Genomic DNA, 17,909 nt, shown 5'->3' with positions numbered 1-17,909 from the left:
AAGCCCCCTCCCACATTTTGAACTGCGTTTGACGTTAGACCCAGATGGCATCCCACAATGGGTAGTCGCCAATCCGTTCCACCAACCCCGCCCGCAATGGATTCGCCACCACATACCTGGCCATTTTTACCAGGTCATCTTCCTTGCGCAGTGCCCGGTCATGGAAGCTCTCTTGCCAGAGCCGCCCCTTGCGACCACTTACGCCATTGACGGATCGCGTGCTCTTGGATTTCACCTGCCGCATCAAATCCGCCAGCGAGCCTTTCTGTAGCTCGATAATCCAATGAAAGTGGTCCGGCATGACCACCCAAGCCAGGGAGTTCGCCAGCCCTTGATACTGGGCTAACCGAAATTGCCAGACCACCAAGCGACCGAGATGGAAATTGTTGAATATCGGTATGCGTTCGTGGGTGTTGGTGGTGATGAGGTAGATGCGGTTGGGTTCGCTGACGCGGCCGATGCGCAGGCGGTGTGAAGCGGGTAAATCTGCCATTCCCTGGCCCTCTCAAGATGTGCCTGGAGAGGCTAGATCGGAGGGCAAGAGGCTGATGGGCAGGCTTTTGGCAGGATGTGTCTGGAAGGGCGCTATCGGGGGCAAGCCCCCTCCCACAGGGGCTCAGCGGCGTTTATACATTATGTGTCTGACACAGCATCAGTGTGGGAGGGGGCTTGCCCCCGATAGCGGTGGGTCAGCTACGGATGAACTGGCTGTCCTCCTGCATTTAGCCTGAACGGTGCCTGAGGGCGTTGTCAGGCCTCAGGCTGCCAACCGCCGCCCAGGGCTGTGACCAAGCCGATACTCGCCTGCAACTGCCGCGTCTGCACCGCCTGCAATGTCCGCTGGGCTTGCAATGCCGCCGTCTGCGCCGTCACCACATCCAGGTAACTCACCGCGCCCGCCTGATAGCTGTTCATCGCCAGGGACTGGGTGTGCTGCGCCGCATCTGCCGCCGCTTGCTCATCCTGTGCCTCCTGCTGCAAATCCCTGAGCTGCGCCAGGTTATCTTCCACCTCACGCACGGCCTTCAGCACCCGGCTGCGATACTGCGCCGACGCCTCTTCAAACTCGGCCTTGGCCTGGCGTTCATTGGCGCTCAAGCGCCCGCCATCAAAGATCGGCAAATTCACCAACGGCCCCAGCGCCCAATATCGATTCCCCGCAGACAGCAGGTTGCCCACCCCTTGCGTCTGCCCCCCGATCAACCCGGTCAAACTGAAATCCGGATACCACGCCGCCTTGGCCACGCCGATATTCGCATTGGCGGCAAACACCCGGCGTTCCGCCGCGGCAATATCCGGGCGGCGTTGCAGCAGGTGGCTTGGCAACTGCGAGGGAATCCCGGGCAGGGTCATCAGGTGTTGGCTCTGCGGCAGCGTAAAGTCACTGGCCGCCACGCCCACCAGTTCACCGATCGCATGTTCGGTGAGGTTGCGCTGGCCGGTGACTTCATCCAGTTGTGCCTTGGCTTCGGCCAGTTGATTTTGCGCGCGAGTCAGGTCCAGTTCGGAGGCGATCTGGCCTTCATAACGGCTGCGCGTCAGTTGCAGGGCCTGGCTGTAATCCTCCAGCGAACGGTTGAGAATCCGACGCTGTGCATCCAGCCCATTGAGCTGCACATACAGCGTCGCCAGCTGACGTTGCAGGCTCAGGCGCGCCACGGCCAAGTCATCGCCGGACGCTTGCGCCTGGGCATCACCGGCCGCGACCTGGTTGCGGATTTTGCCCCACAGGTCCAGGTCGTAGCTCAGGGAAAAGCCGGCGGTGTTGCTGTTGTATACCGATGGCTGCGTATCCCCGCGCAGCGGCCGTGAATCCGATTGGCGCTGGCGCAACGGCTGCGCGCTGGCGGTGATTTGCGGGAACAGCCCGGCATGCAATTGGCTGGCATACGCCTGGGACGCATCGAAGTGCGCCAGCGCTGCCGCCAGGTCCGGGTTGGCCTCGATCAGTTGCTGTTGCAGCTGATTCAGGCGCGGCTCGTGGTAGAGCGTCCACCACTGCGGCGCCAGTTGGTCGGACGGCTGCGCGCTGTGCCATGGACCGTCGCTGGTCTGTTCGCGGTAGTTCGCCGGCAGGTCGATCGACGGCACGTGGTAGGTCGGCGCCATCGAGCAGCCTTGCAATGCCAGCAGCATCAACGCCGCGAGGGGCTTAAGCCTTGGGCGCATGCGCACCTCCGGAGGCGTCGGCCAGTTGCACCGGGTCGCCTTCGCGCAGGGCGTCGGGCGGGTTGTCGACGATGCGGTCAGCGGGTTTCAGGCCCTGGTCGATGACCAGGCGTTCGCCGAGGTCGAGGCCGATATGGATGTCTTGCAGGTGCACATGGTTCCGCGCATCGAGCACCGCGACCTGAGTGCCTTGGGCACGGAAGATCAGCGCACTGGCCGGGATGCTGACGCCATGGGTATCCGCCGGAATCGGCAGGGTGGCTTCGGCGTAATCACCGGGCAGCAGTTCGCCGTGGGGGTTGTCGGCGACGAACTGCGCGAGCAGGGTGCCGGAGCGACGGTCGATGGCGGTGGAGTCGCCGATCAGGCGCGCCTTGAAGTGTTTGCCGGGATGCTCGGGCACCGTCAGTTCGGCTTCCAGCCCTGGGTGAATCACCGCCGCATAGTTCTGCGGTACCGGCACATAGAGGCGCAATTGGTGGGTGTCGGCGATGTTGAACAGTTCCGGATCGCTGTCGGTATCGGCCTTGATCAACTGGCCGATATCGGTGTTGCGCGCGGTGATGGTGCCGGCGAAGGGGGCCCGGATGGTCTTGTAGCTTTCCAGCGCCGATAGCCGTGCATAGTCGGCCGCGGCCGCCTCGGCGTTGGCCTTTGCGGCCGCGGCGTTGGAGGTTTTTTCATCGGCTTCCTGGCGCGACACCGAGTGGCTGCCCAGCAGGTTTTGCCAGCGTGTGGCGGTGGTTTCGGCCAAGCGTGCATTGGCCTGTTGCTGCACCAGGCGCGCGTGGGTTTGTGCCAGTTGCTGGTCGAGGTCGGGGCTGTCGATCTCGGCGAGGATTTGCCCGGCCTTGACCTGGCTGCCGATATCAACTTTCCAGTCCTTCAGGTAACCGCTGACCCGCGCATGGATCGGCGCCTTGCTCCAGGCCTCGAGGTGCGCGGGCAGGCGCAGGGTGTCGCCGGCCACGTTCTGTTGTGGCTGGAACACCATGACTTGGGGGATGGCGGCGGTTTCGGTCCAGGCGGTGACCGATTGTTCGTGCATCGTGCGGGCATGCAGGCCGTTGGCGACCAACAGGGCGGCCAGGGTCAGGCCGCCGACACCCATGAGCATCAGACGCTTGCGCGAGGGGTTGTGATCAGACGACATGTGGGTTTTCTCCAGCAACTGCGCGAGTAGAGTGACGACCGTGGACCAGGCTGAAGACCACGGGAACAAATAACAGGGTGGCGACGGTGGCGCAGATCAAGCCGCCGATCACCGCTCGGCCAAGGGGCGCGTTCTGTTCTTCGGAAAGGGCCAGGGGCAACATGCCGATGATCATCGCCAGGGCCGTCATGCACACCGGGCGAAAGCGCGTATAGCCGGCTTCCAGCGCGGCCTTCAGAGCATCGCCATGCTCGGCCAGGCGTTCGCGGCAGAAGCTCACCACCAGGATCGAGTTGGCGGTGGCCACGCCCATGCACAGGATCGCGCCGGTCAATGCCGGCACCGACAACGACGTCCCGGTGAGGAACAGCATCCACACGATCCCTGCGAGCGCCGCCGGCAATGCGGTGATGATCACGAACGGATCGACCCACGACTGGAAGTTGACCACGATCAGCAGGTAGATCAGCACCACTGCGCCGAGCAGGCCAAAGCTCAAGCCGCTGAAGGCTTCGTGCAGCGCATCGATCTGGCCATGCAGGCTGATCACCGCGCCCTTGGGACGCATCGATGCGGTGTCGTCCAGCACTTTTTGCACGTCGCGGGCCACGCCGCCGAGGTCACGGCCTTGCACGTTGGCGTACAGGTCCAGGGTCGGTTCGATGTTGTAGTGCGTGACCACTGCCGGGCTTTGCACGCGGGAGATGGTCGCCACGCCGCCGAGGATCTGCGACTGGCCGTCGGCACCGGTCACCGGCAGCGCTTCCAGCGATGGCAGGCTGTCGAGACGATATTGCGGGGTGGCGGCGACGATGGAATAGGACACGCCATTGGCCGGGTTAAGCCAGAAGGTCGGTGCGGTTTGCGAGCTGCCGGCGAGGGAGGCGACCATGCTGTTGGTCACGTCCCGTTCGGTAATGCCCAGGCCGTTGGCGCGCATACGGTCGACATTCACTTGCAGCGACGGGTAGCCGGTGGACTGCTGGATACGCAGGTCGGCGATGCCGGGTACGTGTTGCAGTCGACGCTCAAGCTCCACGGCATAGGCACGGTTTTCTTCATCGCTGCGCCCGGAGATTTTCACGTCCAGCGGAGCCGGCGCGCCGAAGTTGAGGATCTGGCTGCTGATGTCCGCCGGCAGGAAGGCGAAGTGGCTGCCGGGGAAACTCTGGGGCAGCGCCTCACGCAGTTTTTTCACGTAGTCGGCGGTGGGCGCGTGGCCCTTTTTCAGGCTGACCTGGATATCACCGTCCTGCGGACCGATGGTGCCGCTGCTGCTGTAGGCCATGTCGATGCCGCTCAGCGGAATGCCGATATTGTCGACGATGGTGTCCAGCTCTTCGGCGGGGATCACTTCGCGAATCCGCGCTTCAATCCGGTCGAAGGCCGCCGCGCTTTCTTCGATACGCGTGCCCAGCGGCAGGCGCACATGCAGCGCCAATGCGCCGGCATCGGTGGCGGGAAAGAAGTCCTGGCCGAGGCTCGGCAGCAGCAGGAACGACGCCAGCACACAAGCCAGGAAGCCGACGATAAAGCCCTTGCGGGTGCCCAGCGCGAGGGTCAGCAGGCCATGGTAGGTGTCGCGGATATTCGAGAAGTGACGCTCGAACCCCTGCTGGAAATTCAGCACCGATTGCAGCAGGGCATTGCGCGGTTGGCGGTGCTGCTCGCCTTCGTGGTGGTTGATGAAGTCATCTTCCGGATGATGCCCCGCACCGGGCTCCGGCGTGTGCGGCTTGAGCAGGAACATTGCCAGCGTGGGCACCAGGGTGCGCGAAAGGATGAACGAACTGGCCATGGCGAAGATCACCGCCAGGGCCATCGGCCGGAACAGGTAACCGGCGATGCCTTGCAGCAAAAACATCGGCACAAACACGATGCAGATGCACAGCAGGGAGACGAATGCCGGGCCGACGATCTGCGCGGCGCCGTCGAGGATCGCGGTCTTCACCGCCTTGCCTTGTTCCAGGTGCCAGTTGATGTTTTCGATGGTCACCGTGGCGTCGTCCACCAGGATCCCCACCGCCAGCGCCAGCCCGCCGAGGGTCATCACGTTAAGGGTTTGCCCGCTGACCGCCAGCAACGCGATGGCCGACAGCACGGCCAGGGGAATCGATGCGGCGATGATCAGCGTGGAGCGCCAGCTGCCGAGGAACAACAGGATCATTGCGCTGGTCAGCAGCGCGGCGATGATGCCTTCCTGGGCCACGCTGCCCACCGATTGCTTGACGAATACCGAGGCGTCGCCCAGCAGCGAAGTCTTCAGCGACGGCGGCAGGGTTTCGTTGATGCGCGGCAGCATCTGGCGGATGCCGTCGATGATCGACAGGGTCGAGATGCTGCCGTTTTTCAAGGCCGGCATCAGCACCGCGCGATGGCCGTCGACGCGCACGATATTGGTCTGCGGCGGCGAGCCGTCGCGCACGTGGGCCACCTGGCCGATGGTGATCAGTGCGCCATCAACCGTTTTGATCGGCAGGTCGTTGAGCTCATCGATGGCCTTCGGGCTGTTGTTGAGCAGGATCGTGTATTCGTTGGGGCCGAGCTTGGCGGTGCCCACCGGGATGATCTGGTTTTGCAGCGCCAGGGCGTTGCCCACGTCCTGTGCCGACAAGCCCTTGGCGGCCAGCGCCTGCGGGTCGAGGTCGAGGGTGATCTGGCGCTGTTTGCCGCCCATCGGCGTGGGCATGGCCAGGCCGGGCAGGGCGCTCAAGGGCAGGCGGATATTGTTCTGCACCAGGTCGCGGATCCTGGCTTCAGACAGCGTCGGGCTGGAGAACGCCATTTGCAGGATCGGCACCGTCGAGGCGCTGTAGTTGAGGATCAGCGGCGGCGTGATGCCCGGCGGCATTTGCTTGAGTACGGTTTGTGACACCGCCGTGACTTGGGCATTGGCGGTGCGGATATCCACGCCGGGTTGGAAGAAGATCTTGACGATGCCCATGCCGGGCAGCGATTGCGATTCGATATGTTCGATGTCGTTGACGGTGGTGCTCAAGGAGCGTTCATAGGTGTAGATCACCCGACCGGCCATGGCGTCCGGCGACAGGCCGTTGTATTGCCACACCACGGCGACGACGGGGATGCCAATATCGGGAAAAACATCGGTGGGGGTGCGCAGGGCCGCCATGGGCCCGACGATGCAGATAAATATGGCCAGCACGATAAACGTGTATGGCTTTTGCAGTGCGGTCTTTACCAGCCCGAGCATGCGTGAACCTCCGGAGGGAGCAGGATTGCAAACCCCGGCAGTCTTGACCGACCCACCTAACACGCACCTTTCAGCCAGGTGAAGGAAGTTTTAGTTATGCGCTGAAGATCGTTTCATGTGTATTCATTTGTTCTACAAAGGCGAGCTCCTCAAGCTTGTACCCCATCGGACGCGAGTCACTTTTCTGCGTCCAGCGCCTTGATCGATGTCCTTTGGAGCCCTGCCATGAACTTGAAAAACCTGTCACTTAAACCACTCCTGCTGATTCCCGCCCTGGGCGCGGTCTTGTTGTTGTCGGCCTGTGCCGGCCCGATTCCCAAGGCTGACCCGAGCGAAGCCTGGATCGGCTTGAAGGAAGAAGCCCCGAATGACTTGATGGCCGAGCGCGTGGATGGCAAACGCGTGGATGACGGGCGCTTTTTTGAAGTGCCACCGGGGGACCACCGCCTGGATGTGACGCTCTATGAGGAGGAACCGGGCGACGATAACCAGCAGGATTGCCAGGGCCGCGTGGAGTACAAGCACTTCAAGGCGGGTGAACACTACACCCTGGTGGAATCCAGCCTGGGCACCACTGTGCGCGCATCCCTGATGGATGGTCACGGTAAGGAAGTCGCCGCGACGCAGGACTTCAATTGCATGCCTGGCTAGGCGTGGTGCACCGCGCGCTTATGCGGCTTGGCGGGCGCAGTGGGTCTGGCGTGGGGGTGATGGTGCCGGCGGGTAATGCGCAACACCCCCCACAACATGGCGCCGGCTACCGCCAGCCAACCGCAGATCAACAGGACAATCGTTGTTGCAAGGCTCATTCGGGCCTCCTTCGCCCCGTAGGGGGCACACACAGTCTTCTCAATGGACAGTCTAGCTACCCGGCGGTTGCCTGCTATTGACCAATGGTCGTGTCCATCCAACTTGTTTGCTCTATCACCGCGTGTTTACTGGGGTTCTCGGCTATAGAGAACGCCATTGCCCGCGGTTTACTGTCGGCGCGATTGGGCTATGATCAGGCCCCTCACCGACAGTTGATCAAGAGAGTAAAAAATTGCGGTTACGGTCGAACGTTAAAACATCCTGGTTGCTGGCCTGTGCCCTCGGGCTGGCGGCCTGTTCCGGTCATCCGTCGAAGCTTGCGGGCTTGCCGGAGCGCGTTGAACTCAATGGCGTCCCGACGTTTCGCAGCGATGCCTATCAGAGCGGTCCTACGGCATTAGCCAGCATGCTGTCGCAACAAGGCATTGTGATGACACCGGGCTTGCTTGATAAACCGCTGCGCTTGCCCGCTGCGCAGGCTGATCTGGAGCGCAACATGCAGGTGCTGGCGCGTGAGTACGGGCTGATGGTGTACCCGCTGGATGCCAAGCTGACCGCGGTGCTGGCGCAGGTGGCGGCGGGCTACCCGGTGATGGCGCGCATCAGTGGCCGGTTCTGGTCTGAACCTCGCTACGTGGTGGTCGTCGGCTTTAACCAGCAGAAGAGCACCGTGTTGTTGCGTTCAGGCATGGACCGGCGACTGTTGATGGGCTTCAGTGATTTTGAATCGGCGTGGAAGAGCGCCGGACACTGGGCCATCCTGACCCAGCGCCCGAGCCAGTTGCCGGCCAACGTGGACGCACAACGCTGGCGTGAAGCCGCCAACGCCACTGCCCAGGCCGGGCAGGAGCAGGCAGCGGCGCAGGCGCTCAAGGTGTTGGCTGAGAAAAAGTAAGCGCCACCTACACCACCGCGCCAAACAGCGCTCCTACGGTCGCCGTAACGCCCATGGCGAGTGCCCCCCACAGGGTCACTCGCCAAGCGCCGGTGATGATGCTTGCTCCGCCGGCCTTGGCCGCGACGCCGCCCAGGCTGGCCAGAAACAGCAGGGACATGCCGGATATCCACGGCACCACGCTGTGGGGCGGCGCGATCACCGTTACCGCGAGTGGCAATGCGGCACCGACCACAAAACTGGCGGCCGAGGCGAGTGCCGCTTGCAGCGGTTTGGCCGTGAGTGCCTCGCTGATGCCCAACTCGTCACGGGCATGTGCGCCCAGGGCGTCGTGTGCCATTAACTGATCGGCGACCTGGTGGGCCAGTTCGGGTGACACCCCGCGGTGCATGTAGATGTGGGCAAGCTCGCTATGTTCGGCCTTCGGGTTGCTCGCCAGCTCCGCCCGTTCCCGTGACAGGTCGGCCCGCTCGGTATCGGCTTGGGAATGCACGGAAACGTATTCGCCGGCCGCCATGGACATTGCGCCCGCCACCAACCCGGCCATGCCGGTGACGAGCAGCGAAGCGTGGGTAGCGTTGGCGGCAGCGACGCCGATCAGCAGGCTGGCGGTGGAGACGATACCGTCGTTGGCCCCCAGGACTGCGGCGCGCAGCCAGCCGATACGATCACTGCGATGGGACTCGGTGTGCCGGTGCATGAATTTCATGGTTGAGCGGGACTCGTGTTCGTGGGCGGTGTTTGGATCGGACGGTTCTCAATCTGCGCCTGCAGAATGCCGTCGACAATCGATATTTCCTTGAGTTGGTCACCCTCGCGCAGCACGAACAGCGCGTCCATGCCGCGCGCCTGCGCCAGGCGTGGGCCTTCGATCTCGCCGAGCACCATCAACGCCGTGGCCCAGGCATCGGCAAGCATGCACGAGGCGGCTACCACCGTGACGGCGGCGATCGTATTGCACAAGGGCGCGCCAGTGGCCGGGTCAAGGGTGTGGGCACACTGTCGCCCCTCGAGGTCAACCCAGTGCCGGTAGTCGCCAGAGGTGGCGATGGCCGCATCGCAGAGCTCCATCACGCCCATGACTTCCCGCCGGCCCCGGCACGGCTTTTCAATGGCCACGACCCAAGGTTGGGCATCCGGCTTGACGCCTCGGGCCCGCATTTCGCCGTCGATACCGACCAGGTAGCGGGTCAGCCCGAAACCGTCCAGGCAGCGTGCCAGTTCATCGACGCCAAAGCCTTTGGCGATCGCGTTGAGGTTCAGGTGCAGCGGCGCGTGTTTGCGCACTTGATGTCGTTGCAGGTCCACCGTCAACCCCGCGTGGGCGCTCAGGCGGGGGCGTGGCGCCAGGGTGTCGACGTTGTGTGCGGTGATCGTGGGGGCGCCAGGGCCAAAGCCCCAGGCCTCGACCCGGTCACCGACCGCGATGTCGAAGGCGCCGGCGGATTGCTGGCTGACCCGCAGTGCTGTCGCCAACACGCTGGCCAGTTCCTTGGGCACCGGCAGCCAGGTCTGCTCGGGGGCGGCGTTGAGGCGATTGAGGTCGGAATCGGCTTTCCAGAGGGACATTTGCTGGTCCACCCGCTCCACGGCCTGGGCCAGGCTGCGGCTGATCGCCTCGATGTCGAGGCCCGCCTCGGCATAGAACACGGCGCTGTAGCGCGTGCCCATGGTCTCGCCATTGAGGCTGTAGCGTTGGCTATCAGTAGACATCTTCACGGTAGCGTCCTTGTGCCTTGAGGGCTTGCACACTCAAGTTGAGTGGCACCAGTACTTCATCCAGGGCCTGCATCACGCCTTTGGCCATCTCGCGACTGCCACACACCAGCACCTGGGCGCCTTTTTCAATCAGCCGCCGCAACGCCAGGGCATCGTTGATCAACCGGTCTTGCACATAGCTGCGGTCCTGCACTTGGGAAAACGCGGCGCGTAACGTGGTCAGGCGGTGGTCGGCCAGGTAACGGTTGAGCTCCGGTTCATAGAGGAAATCCGACGCCGGGTTACGCCCGCCCCAATACAGGTGCATCGGGTGCCTGGCCTTGTTGTTGCGAATAAAACCGGCCAGGGGGCCAATGCCGGTACCCGCGCCAATCAGGATCACCGGGTGTGCACCCGACGCCGGGCGAAATTGCGGGTTGGGTTGGATAAAGGCTTCGATCGACGCGCCGATTGCCAGGCCATGCAGGAAACCTGAGCACAGCCCACCTTCGTGTTTGCGCACGCAAATCTCCAGTACGCCATCGTCACGGCTGCTGGCCAGCGAATAAAAACGTGGCAACGGGCTGCCCGGCGGGTAGATGCCGACCAGATCGCCGGCCTGGAAACGCGGCAGCCCGCCGGGTGCCTTGAACCGCAGGACGTGGGTCGGTGCCTGTACTTGCTCGCCATAGACAGTGCATTCGGCCAGTACCAGTTGATGGGTACGTGGTCGCTCGGGGTTGTGGACCAGTTTCAACGCCTGCCCGAGGACTTCACCCAGGTCCAGGCCCCAGCGCATGAACTCCTGGGAGGACTGGCGGTTGATGCTCTCCAGTGGCAATAACGCCACGCCGCCGGCCTGCTCCATGGCGGCCTGCACGACGTGGGCGTATTGGCAGAACTGCGCAAACTGTCGATCGCCAAAACCCAGTACGGCAAAAGGCAGGCCGGGTTTGATCGCGCATTGCTCCAGCCGTTTGAGGAACTGTGTGGCCGAGGCGGGCGCGTCGCCGTCGCCATGAGTGGCCGTCAGGATCAATACCCGCTGCGCGCTGCGGTAATCCCCTGTCCATTCATTCATCGCTGCGCTATGCACCCGATGGCCGGCCTGGTGCAGCGCGTCATGCAAGGTGCTGGCAAAGCCCCAGGTGGTGTTGTTTTCACTGCCCACCAGAATCACGCTGTCGGCGGCGTGGGCAGGGCTGTTATGACGAATACGCGGGCCGGCCTTGCGGCGGCGCCACCAGAGCAGCATGCCGGTCACGCTCATCAGGGGCACGCTGAGGGCGCAGAGGCCAAGGAACAAGCCCAGCCACCAGAGGCCTTCACCGGTGTGCAATTGATAGATCAATTGGTAAAGGTCATGCAGCGAATCATGGGCCTGATAAGACACCAACGCGCCGCTGACCGGGTCCACGTAGCCATCGCCCTGAGCGGTACGCAGGGAAAACACGTCCTGCGGGTGACCGGGGCTCGGGTACACCAGTTCGCGCAGGTCATTCAGGTCGGTGGCCTGCAAGGCTTGCAGGTTGGCCACCGGTTGCGCCACGCCGGCGCTGATGGCGGTCGGGAAGGCCGGCTCGCTCTGGCTGCCGTCGGCGATCAGGCCAAAGGTGGTGGCGCACAGGTAGAGCCCCGTCAGGGCCGAGAGCAACAGGCCAAGCACGGCCAGGCGCCCGACTTCGGCATGCCAGCGTTGGCTGAACGTGCCCCGCAGCGGTCGCAACAGGTTGCGCAGGCCGCCCAGGCGGCGCGCCAGCAACAGCGCGCCAGACACGCAAAGAATCAGCATGAAAAACGCGCCGATACCCGCGACCCCATGCCCTGCGATGCCCATGAACAGCGAGCGATGCAGGTCTTTGACCCAGCGCGAAACGGCCGACGGTTCGTAGGGGCCAAGGCCCTCGCCCGTCAGTGGATCGACCGTTTGCGCAGCGGCCTGGCCGTCCTGGGTGTAGTAGATGATCAACGTCCCGGACGCGGTGCGCTGAATCTGCTCCACCCCCGGAAAATGCTGGGCGATGCGCCCGGCCAACTGGCCGACATTGAGCTGCCCGGCCTCGATTGACGTGCTGTGCAGGCGTTCCAGCGCTGGGTTGACGGACAACACTGCGCCGCTGATGGCCATGATCATGACCAGCAGGGCGGCGATCAGTCCGGGCAGTGAGTGGAACTGGCGAAGCATGTTCAGCCTCCAGAAGTGGCGAGTACTACAGGGCGTAGGTAAACGACTCGACGTAAGTGTTGCCGCTGACCGGCTTGCTCGACCCGCTCGATGTCAGGGCAACGCTGACGTCGGCGCGGCTGTCGCGTTTGTCTTCCACGGCGCTGTCGATACGGATCTGATACCCGGCATCGATCAAGGTGTCGGCCAGTTCAACGCTGACGGTGAGGGTGTCGCCGCTGCCGACGCTGGCGCCGCTGAGCCCGTCAAACTCGCTTGGGTTCATGCCGCTGCCACGGGCCCAGTCGCTCAGGTGGCGGTAGTACTTGGCTTTCTTGCCGGCCACCCAAAGGGTTTTCTGGTACTGGCCGTTGGCGTCAGTGACATAGATCGCCAGGTACGCACCGTTGCCGCTGTAGGGCTTGAGCTGGGTGGTCAGGGTGACTTCTCGGGCCTGGGCCAGGCTCGGGAGAGCAAGGGCGCCGGCGAGGCAGGTTGCAGCGAAGAGTGTTTTCATGGGGATGTCCTGGTTGAGCGTTGTGGCGAAAGCCTGGACCTGCTGGCTGACAGCAACCTGAAAGCCTTGGAACGCGTCAGGCTCATTGAGCGCCAGGGCGGTCGAGGTAATCCCGTGCGTCGCCGTTGTCGCCGAAATGGATTTCCAGTTTGCGCAGGCGAAGCGAGGCGGGTGCGTAGCTGGCTTCGATCGCATTGCCCTTGCGGTCGGTGGCCTTGAGCGTGTAGCAACCGTCGTCGACCTTGATGCGCTGCACGCTCCAGCCGTATTGCTGCTCGACCTGCTGGCGCAAGGTTTCGCGCGGTTGCCAGTCGTTGACCGGCTCGCGGCAGTCATCATCGGCCAGGGCGTACCCGCCGAGCAGGACGCTCAGCAGGGCGGTGCTGGCAATAAAAGCGGGTTTCATGATCTATCTCCGATTCGATGGGCCTGTGCGGCATACCCTAGGGGGCATTCCTGACAACCGGCTGAATCTTCAGATTCACGTCAGGTAAGGCCGCTAGGGTGCTGCACGACAACCATCAGAGGAGGTGCCAGATGCGCGTTTTATTGGTCGAGGACGCACCTGGGCTGGGCGAGGCGGTGCGCGAACAGATTGCCGATGACGGCCACGCCGTCGATTGGGTGCAGCGACTGGAGCATGCGAGCGCCAGTGTGCGCACCACGCCGTATGACCTGATTCTGTTGGACCTGATGTTGCCTGACGGTCGCGGGCTGGACTTTTTGCGCCAGCAGCGTTCGGCTGGCAACGTGACCCCGGTGATCATCCTCACCGCCCAGGACCAGATTTCCGACCGCATCGCCGGCCTGAATGCCGGCGCCGACGACTACTTGGTCAAACCGTTCGACCTGTTTGAACTCTCGGCCCGTGTGGCCGCGGTGGCCCGCCGCTACAGCGGCAACCCGAACCCGCTGATCAGGCTCGGTGAATTACAGGTCGACATGAACGCGCGCACCGTGCAGCGCGCCGGCGTCACCATTGACCTCACGGCACGCGAGTGGGCGCTGTTCGAGGCGTTTGTGCAGCGCCCTACGGCGTTGCTGTCGAAGTCGCAGCTCGAAGAGCGCTTGTATGCCTTTGGCGCCGAAATCGAGAGCAACACCATCGAGGTCTACATCAGCCGCCTGCGTAAAAAACTGGGGCGTGAGCTGGTGGAAACCGTGCGCGGCATGGGCTATCGGTTGATGACCGTATGAAGTCGCCGATCAGCCTGCAAAGGCGCCTTGGCCTGGGACTGACCCTGGGCATGACCTTGCTCTGGCTGGGCGCGACCGTCGGCGCCTGGCTGGTGGTGCAACATGAGTTGAACGAAGCGTTCGACAGTGCCCTGGAAGAGACCGCACAACGCATCCTGCCCCTGGCCGTGCTGGAAATCAGCAACCGCGAAGAACCGCGCACCGCCCAGCACATCGCAACCTTGAAGATGCACAAGGAGTATCTGACCTACCTGGTGCGTGATGCCCAGGGCCAGATCCTGATGCAGTCCCATGACGCCAACCCGAAGATATTCAACGACTCGCCGCGCGAAGGGTTCTCTACCACGAAAAAGTACCGGCTGTATGGTGCGAGTGCGCTGCGCAATACGTTGTTCATTGAGATCGCCGAGCCGCTGGGGCATCGCCGCGAGGCGGCGCGGGAAGCCTTGTTTGCTTTGTTGCTGCCGCTATTGGCGTTGATCCCCATCAGCTTGTTGGGCACTTGGCTGTTTGTACGCGTCAGCCTGCGTAGCGTGTTGGCCTATCGCCGTGCCGTGGAAGCCCGAGGGGTGGGGGATTTGTCGCCGATCAGCGTGGCGCGGTTGCCGGCAGAAATCGACCCGTTGGCCGACGCGGTCAACCACCTGTTGGAGCGCCTGCGCAAGGCATTGGAGGCCGAGCGTAGCTTCACCGCCAACAGTGCCCATGAATTGCGCACCCCGTTGGCCGCGACGTTGGCGCAGATCCAGCGCCTGCGCCAGGAAGCGCCGGAAGGTCCATTACGCATGCGTGCGGCGAAGATCGAAAACTCATTGCGCGAGCTGGCACGGCTGTCGGAAAAGCTCATGCAGTTGGCCAAGGCCGAGGGCGGCGGGCTGTTGTCCGAGGCGCCCCAGGACCTGATCCCCTTGCTGGCCCATGGGGTCGATGAATGGAATCGCAGCAGCGGTCAGCGCATCCGCTTGCAGCTTCCTACCCAGGGCAGTGTGTATGCGGCGATTGACCCGGACGCGTTCGGTATTCTGCTGCGCAACCTGATCGAGAATGCATTGAAGTATGGGGCGGTGGACCAACCGGTTGAAGTCAGCCTGACGGACCAGGCGCTGCTGCGGGTGGTCAATGGCGGGCCGGCTGTGCCTGCGCCAGTGTTACAGCGCCTGACCGAGCGTTTTGTGCGCGGTAGCAGCGAAGCCAGCGGCACAGGGCTCGGCCTGGCCATTGCCAAGACCATCGTCCAAGGGGTCAAGGCGCGTATGACCCTGGCTTCGCCCGCAGCCGGCAGGGATGACGGGTTCGAAGTCAACGTTCAGTTTTTGCGCCTGCCGACCTGAACGTTGACTGAGCCCCAGCGACTGCTTGCCTCAGAAATCCACACTGACGCCGGTATACAACGCCCGCCCGTCACCGGGTGAATGCAGCGAAGCCTGGGCACCGTCCGGGTCGTACCAGACGTATTCATAGTAGCGATTGGTAAGGTTCTTCAGCTGCAGATCGACACTGACCGACTCGGTCACCCGGTAACTGGCGCCGAGGTTCATCAGGACGTAGCCACCGTAAGTCCCCCGGGTATTTTCGCGTTCAAGGTAGTAATTCGTCTGGCCATTCATCCACGCCGTCAATTGCAGGGCGGGGGTCGCCTTGTAGCTGACCCCGGCGTTGTACAGGTGATGAGGGATGTGGTCGATCTCCTGGCCTTTGCTGTTGGGCAAGGTTGAACTGGGCTGGAGTATTTTCGAGTACTGCCAGGCGTAGGCCATCCAGAGATCGGTACGCTCGTTCGGGTGCAGGTTCACCTGCGCGTCGTAACCCCAGCGCCGGGTTTGGCCGACGTTATCCGACTCACCACTCGGGTCGTTGAGTCGACGACTGACTTCGCCACTGGCCTTTTGTTGCCAATAAGCCACGCGGCCGTCGATCCAATCGGCGGGCGTGAACTTGATGCCGGTTTCCCAGCCTTCGTTGATGGACGGCGCGAGATCTGTATCCCTTGGCGGAATCTTGTAGGCCGCGGCACCGGTACCCACCTGAAATGTACGGCCCCAGTTGGCATAGACGCTGGCAACGTCCCACGGTGAATACACCACGCTGAGCTTGGGTTGTTTGATCAGCCCATAGTCATTGATGGCGTAGTCCAGGCCGGTCATTTCGTTGGTGAAGTCGCCTTGGATCTTATCGACGCGATAGGCCGGGATGATCTTCAGCGACTCGAACGGTTTGATCTCGGCCTGCACGTAGGCGCCGTAGGTATCGAAGTCGAATTGCTGGTCACGGGTTTGGGCCTGCCGGACCCGGTCCTTGGTGCGGTAGCGCTCGCTTTTGTTGTGTTGCTGCTGCATGTCCGCGCCGCCTTCCAGGGCGAAGTCATACAGCCAGCTGACTTCAGGGCGCCAGGTCAGGGAGGTGAGGGCGCCGTATTGGGTTTCGTACGCATCGCGCTCTTGCTGGGCGCTGGTGCGCCAATATTGCGTCCAGCGCCGGTCGTCGAAGGTGTTGACGTAGGTTTTCGCCGCCCAGGCCAAGGTGTCGGACAGCTCGGTGTCGAAGTGCACGCTGAGCTGGTTCATCCGCCGCGTGCCTTTGTCGGTGGCGTTGTAGCTGTTGGTCATGGTCGGGTGCTGGTGGGCGTCCTCTTCACTCAGGTAGCCGGGTTCCTGCGCCTCGGTTTCGTAGTGACGGGCGATCAGGCCGATACGGTAGCGGTTGTCGTCCGGGGTATAGAACCATTTGCCGGCCATGGAAAACTTGTCTGCCTGGGCGTGATCGCGGTAACCGTCGGATTTCTGGTAGGCGAAGAAGTAATTCTGCGTCCAGTTGCTGCTTTCGATGCCCTTGGCGAGCTGGGTCTCCTGCGTGTTGTAGCTGCCATAGCGAATACGTGCCTTGGTGTAGTCGCCACCGGTGCGGGTCAGCATGTTCACATTACCGGCGATGTTGTTCAGGCCGTAGCGCGCATCGCTGGTACCGCGTACCACTTCTATGCTGTCCAGCTCCAGGGGGAAGATCATGTCCATGAACGGCATATTGCCGTCGTTGCTGTTGCTCGGAATGCCGTCGATCAGCAACTTCACCGCGTTGACTTCACCTTCGCCGTTAAAACCGCGAAAGGAAATCTTGCCGGAGGTGGTGCCTTGGTTGAATTCGGTGAGCATCACCCCCGGCGCACGGCTGAACAACTCCCAGCTGTAGTTGACCGGCATTTTTTCGAGGATATCGGCGCCGAGCACATCCACTGAGCTGAGCACACTGCTGGTACTCAGCGGGCCATTGCTGCCGGTGGCGCCCTGGACCGTGACGGTGCCGAGGGTGAGGGTTGAGTCTTCGGTTCTACTGGCTTCGGCCAAAACCAGGGGCAGCGGGTTGATGGCGAACAAACCGACCGACAGGAGCGGCCATAGGGATCGGGACACGCAAACGCGCTTTGCGCACGGCAAAGTCAATGGAGCAGGCATAACGCACACTTCCTGATAAACAAGACACTTCAAAGGGGTTCAACCACCTCAGGGGGCGGTGAAAAAGAAGAGCGCACCTCACCTAGGTGGGTGCAGGTGTCGATCAGGCGGTGGGGGAGGCGCGTGGGCTCAGGCTGGGCCAGCGAATCCTGGGGTGCAGCGTCGGCAGCTCAGGGTTGACGAGGGCGATGGCAAGCGCGTAGCGCGGCAGGAAATGTCGATAGTAGTCGGAGGGCAGTGCCGCCAGCCCGGCATGGCCGCAACAGCAATCGCTGTGTTTCATGGGGCTGCTGGACGGGGCTGACTGGAGTGGGTCGATCAGCTTGCTCAAGCTGGGAGGTAATGCCTGCGAGGTGCCCCCCGAGCAGAATCCGCCCCATAGCAACAGCCCCATATCCGGCGGCTGCAGGGCACGGCCGAGCGGCATGGCCAGCATGTTGAGCAGCACGGCAAGGCAGGCGATCCAGGGGCTTATGCGTTTGAAGCTAGCCATGAAAGACGTCGACTGAAAGGGATGAACATTTAGCGGCAGTTCCTGCGCAAAGTAAAAGCGCATTCGTGCGCTATTTTGCCGCAGATCAGGCAACTGCCTGGGGCGACCGACTCCCCCGCAAAAGTCTGTTTTGTGTGTCTATCGGACAAAAAA

General features: G+C 62.8%; 16 protein-coding genes. 4 read left to right on the top strand and 12 right to left on the bottom strand.

The window, feature by feature from the left end; all coding sequences use genetic code 11:
• Positions 1-34 precede the first annotated feature (34 nt).
• The 4 genes from A7317_RS18730 to A7317_RS18715 all read right to left on the bottom strand — a co-directional run bounded on the left by A7317_RS18730 (position 35) and on the right by A7317_RS18715 (position 6,533).
• On the bottom strand, positions 35-493 hold the full coding sequence (locus A7317_RS18730; RefSeq protein WP_069076561.1) for an REP-associated tyrosine transposase: 459 nt from the start codon (positions 491-493) through the stop codon (positions 35-37).
• A gap of 257 nt (positions 494-750) precedes the next feature.
• The gene (locus A7317_RS18725) at positions 751-2,169 is read right to left on the bottom strand and encodes an efflux transporter outer membrane subunit (protein ID WP_069076560.1); all 1,419 of its coding nucleotides are present in this window, start codon (positions 2,167-2,169) and stop codon (positions 751-753) included.
• Positions 2,153-3,322, bottom strand: a complete 1,170-nt coding sequence (locus A7317_RS18720; protein ID WP_024076288.1) for an efflux RND transporter periplasmic adaptor subunit — start codon at positions 3,320-3,322, stop codon at positions 2,153-2,155. The genes A7317_RS18725 and A7317_RS18720 overlap by 17 nt, the downstream gene beginning before the upstream one ends.
• Positions 3,312-6,533, bottom strand: coding sequence for an efflux RND transporter permease subunit (locus A7317_RS18715; protein WP_024076287.1), 3,222 nt, complete (start codon positions 6,531-6,533; stop codon positions 3,312-3,314). Before A7317_RS18715 ends, A7317_RS18720 begins: the two co-directional genes overlap by 11 nt.
• A gap of 240 nt (positions 6,534-6,773) precedes the next feature.
• Between A7317_RS18715 and A7317_RS18710 the strand changes: the two genes are divergently transcribed.
• Positions 6,774-7,184, top strand: coding sequence for a hypothetical protein (locus A7317_RS18710; protein ID WP_041161254.1), 411 nt, complete (start codon positions 6,774-6,776; stop codon positions 7,182-7,184).
• Here the strand turns inward: A7317_RS18710 and A7317_RS30895 are convergent.
• A complete protein-coding gene (locus A7317_RS30895) occupies positions 7,181-7,342 on the bottom strand; it encodes a hypothetical protein (RefSeq protein WP_168232119.1) in 162 nt (53 codons plus the stop codon). The two genes, A7317_RS18710 and A7317_RS30895, sit on opposite strands and share 4 nt — an antisense overlap.
• Positions 7,343-7,575: 233 nt before the next feature.
• Here A7317_RS30895 and A7317_RS18705 point away from each other — a divergent pair, with 233 nt between their 5' ends.
• The gene (locus A7317_RS18705) at positions 7,576-8,238 is read left to right on the top strand and encodes a peptidase C39 family protein (RefSeq protein WP_069076559.1); all 663 of its coding nucleotides are present in this window, start codon (positions 7,576-7,578) and stop codon (positions 8,236-8,238) included.
• Between the two features lie 7 nt (positions 8,239-8,245).
• Here A7317_RS18705 and A7317_RS18700 read toward each other — a convergent pair whose 3' ends face one another.
• The 5 genes from A7317_RS18700 to A7317_RS18680 all read right to left on the bottom strand — a co-directional run bounded on the left by A7317_RS18700 (position 8,246) and on the right by A7317_RS18680 (position 13,023).
• Entirely contained in the window at positions 8,246-8,947 is a 702-nt protein-coding gene (locus A7317_RS18700; protein WP_024076284.1) for a VIT1/CCC1 transporter family protein, read from the bottom strand.
• Entirely contained in the window at positions 8,944-9,951 is a 1,008-nt protein-coding gene (locus A7317_RS18695; protein ID WP_069076558.1) for an FAD:protein FMN transferase, read from the bottom strand. Before A7317_RS18695 ends, A7317_RS18700 begins: the two co-directional genes overlap by 4 nt.
• Complete coding sequence (locus A7317_RS18690; protein ID WP_069076557.1) at positions 9,941-12,121, bottom strand: PepSY domain-containing protein; 2,181 nt, start codon at positions 12,119-12,121, stop codon at positions 9,941-9,943. Before A7317_RS18690 ends, A7317_RS18695 begins: the two co-directional genes overlap by 11 nt.
• Before the next feature lie 25 nt (positions 12,122-12,146).
• A complete protein-coding gene (locus A7317_RS18685) occupies positions 12,147-12,617 on the bottom strand; it encodes a DUF2271 domain-containing protein (RefSeq protein ID WP_024076281.1) in 471 nt (156 codons plus the stop codon).
• A gap of 82 nt (positions 12,618-12,699) precedes the next feature.
• On the bottom strand, positions 12,700-13,023 hold the full coding sequence (locus tag A7317_RS18680) for a PepSY domain-containing protein (protein WP_069076556.1): 324 nt from the start codon (positions 13,021-13,023) through the stop codon (positions 12,700-12,702).
• Positions 13,024-13,154: 131 nt separating this feature from the next.
• Here A7317_RS18680 and A7317_RS18675 point away from each other — a divergent pair, with 131 nt between their 5' ends.
• Entirely contained in the window at positions 13,155-13,814 is a 660-nt protein-coding gene (locus A7317_RS18675; protein WP_024076279.1) for a response regulator transcription factor, read from the top strand.
• Positions 13,811-15,145, top strand: a complete 1,335-nt coding sequence (locus tag A7317_RS18670) for a sensor histidine kinase (protein ID WP_069076555.1) — start codon at positions 13,811-13,813, stop codon at positions 15,143-15,145. The genes A7317_RS18675 and A7317_RS18670 overlap by 4 nt, the downstream gene beginning before the upstream one ends.
• Positions 15,146-15,175: 30 nt before the next feature.
• On the opposite strand, the gene A7317_RS18665 is transcribed toward A7317_RS18670, so the two are convergent.
• Positions 15,176-17,263, bottom strand: a complete 2,088-nt coding sequence (locus A7317_RS18665; RefSeq protein WP_155766411.1) for a TonB-dependent receptor — start codon at positions 17,261-17,263, stop codon at positions 15,176-15,178.
• A 103-nt stretch (positions 17,264-17,366) separates the two neighbouring features.
• On the bottom strand, positions 17,367-17,756 hold the full coding sequence (locus A7317_RS18660) for a DUF2946 domain-containing protein (protein WP_069077429.1): 390 nt from the start codon (positions 17,754-17,756) through the stop codon (positions 17,367-17,369).
• Positions 17,757-17,909 lie beyond the last annotated feature (153 nt).

It is taken from the genome of Pseudomonas fluorescens (genome assembly GCF_001708445.1).
Taxonomy (GTDB): domain Bacteria; phylum Pseudomonadota; class Gammaproteobacteria; order Pseudomonadales; family Pseudomonadaceae; genus Aquipseudomonas; species Aquipseudomonas gorinensis.
The sequence above is the reverse complement of the archived record's forward strand: the minus strand, read 5'-3'. Positions and strand labels throughout refer to the sequence as shown.

Excerpts from the sequence above, each read along its gene's own strand:
- A7317_RS18730 (WP_069076561.1), bottom strand. The coding sequence starts at position 493 with ATGGCAGATTTACCCGCTTCACACCGCCTGCGCATCGGCCGCGTCAGC.
- A7317_RS18725 (WP_069076560.1), bottom strand. The coding sequence starts at position 2,169 with ATGCGCCCAAGGCTTAAGCCCCTCGCGGCGTTGATGCTGCTGGCATTG.
- A7317_RS18720 (WP_024076288.1), bottom strand. The coding sequence starts at position 3,322 with ATGTCGTCTGATCACAACCCCTCGCGCAAGCGTCTGATGCTCATGGGT.
- A7317_RS18715 (WP_024076287.1), bottom strand. The coding sequence starts at position 6,533 with ATGCTCGGGCTGGTAAAGACCGCACTGCAAAAGCCATACACGTTTATC.
- A7317_RS30895 (WP_168232119.1), bottom strand. The coding sequence starts at position 7,342 with ATGAGCCTTGCAACAACGATTGTCCTGTTGATCTGCGGTTGGCTGGCG.
- A7317_RS18700 (WP_024076284.1), bottom strand. The coding sequence starts at position 8,947 with ATGAAATTCATGCACCGGCACACCGAGTCCCATCGCAGTGATCGTATC.
- A7317_RS18695 (WP_069076558.1), bottom strand. The coding sequence starts at position 9,951 with ATGTCTACTGATAGCCAACGCTACAGCCTCAATGGCGAGACCATGGGC.
- A7317_RS18690 (WP_069076557.1), bottom strand. The coding sequence starts at position 12,121 with ATGCTTCGCCAGTTCCACTCACTGCCCGGACTGATCGCCGCCCTGCTG.
- A7317_RS18685 (WP_024076281.1), bottom strand. The coding sequence starts at position 12,617 with ATGAAAACACTCTTCGCTGCAACCTGCCTCGCCGGCGCCCTTGCTCTC.
- A7317_RS18680 (WP_069076556.1), bottom strand. The coding sequence starts at position 13,023 with ATGAAACCCGCTTTTATTGCCAGCACCGCCCTGCTGAGCGTCCTGCTC.
- A7317_RS18675 (WP_024076279.1), top strand. The coding sequence starts at position 13,155 with ATGCGCGTTTTATTGGTCGAGGACGCACCTGGGCTGGGCGAGGCGGTG.
- A7317_RS18670 (WP_069076555.1), top strand. The coding sequence starts at position 13,811 with ATGAAGTCGCCGATCAGCCTGCAAAGGCGCCTTGGCCTGGGACTGACC.
- A7317_RS18665 (WP_155766411.1), bottom strand. The coding sequence starts at position 17,263 with ATGCCTGCTCCATTGACTTTGCCGTGCGCAAAGCGCGTTTGCGTGTCC.
- A7317_RS18660 (WP_069077429.1), bottom strand. The coding sequence starts at position 17,756 with ATGGCTAGCTTCAAACGCATAAGCCCCTGGATCGCCTGCCTTGCCGTG.